Source organism: Falsirhodobacter sp. alg1, from assembly GCF_000739715.2.
Classification (GTDB): domain Bacteria; phylum Pseudomonadota; class Alphaproteobacteria; order Rhodobacterales; family Rhodobacteraceae; genus Falsirhodobacter.
This window is the reverse complement of record NZ_BBJC02000019.1, coordinates 1-1,153: the sequence shown is the minus strand read 5'-3', so window position 1 is coordinate 1,153 and position 1,153 is coordinate 1. Positions and strand designations below refer to the sequence as shown.

The following is a 1,153-nucleotide window of genomic DNA, read 5'->3' as shown; positions in this document are numbered from 1 at the left end:
GTCCCATACCGCGGCCGGCAGGTCCGTATCGAACCCCGGCAAGACAAGGGTGCCCTGCGGTAGCCGCGCCACGGCCCGCATGAACAGGGCCGTTGTGCCCCGCTGACTCTTAGACACATCTCCGAGCCCACGAGACTAGGCATGATCTCGTATGCGGCTTTCTGCGTGTAAAAAAAAAGGAAAGTATTTGGTATCTGCGCTCTGCTGAAGCCAGTTACCTTCGGAAAAAGAGTTGGTAGCTCTTGATCCGGCAAACAAACCACCGCTGGTAGCGGTGGTTTTTTTGTTTGCAAGCAGCAGATTACGCGCAGAAAAAAAGGATCTCAAGAAGATCCTTTGATCTTTTCTACGGGGTCTGACGCTCAGTGGAACGAAAACTCACGTTAAGGGATTTTGGTCATGAGATTATCAAAAAGGATCTTCACCTAGATCCTTTTAAATTAAAAATGAAGTTTTAAATCAATCTAAAGTATATATGAGTAAACTTGGTCTGACAGTTACCAATGCTTAATCAGTGAGGCACCTATCTCAGCGATCTGTCTATTTCGTTCATCCATAGTTGCCTGACTCCCCGTCGTGTAGATAACTACGATACGGGAGGGCTTACCATCTGGCCCCAGTGCTGCAATGATACCGCGAGACCCACGCTCACCGGCTCCAGATTTATCAGCAATAAACCAGCCAGCCGGAAGGGCCGAGCGCAGAAGTGGTCCTGCAACTTTATCCGCCTCCATCCAGTCTATTAATTGTTGCCGGGAAGCTAGAGTAAGTAGTTCGCCAGTTAATAGTTTGCGCAACGTTGTTGCCATTGCTGCAGGCATCGTGGTGTCACGCTCGTCGTTTGGTATGGCTTCATTCAGCTCCGGTTCCCAACGATCAAGGCGAGTTACATGATCCCCCATGTTGTGCAAAAAAGCGGTTAGCTCCTTCGGTCCTCCGATCGTTGTCAGAAGTAAGTTGGCCGCAGTGTTATCACTCATGGTTATGGCAGCACTGCATAATTCTCTTACTGTCATGCCATCCGTAAGATGCTTTTCTGTGACTGGTGAGTACTCAACCAAGTCATTCTGAGAATAGTGTATGCGGCGACCGAGTGGCTTTTGCCCGGCGTCAACACGGGATAAGACCGCGTCACATAGCAGAACGTTAAAAG

General features: G+C 49.3%; 1 protein-coding gene. It reads right to left on the bottom strand.

All coding sequences use genetic code 11. From position 1 onward, the window contains the following. Window positions 1-497: 497 nt before the first annotated feature. Window positions 498-1,153 (bottom strand): class A beta-lactamase (gene bla / locus TR36_RS13850; RefSeq protein ID WP_062763519.1); only part of this gene is annotated, 656 nt, incomplete at its 5' end.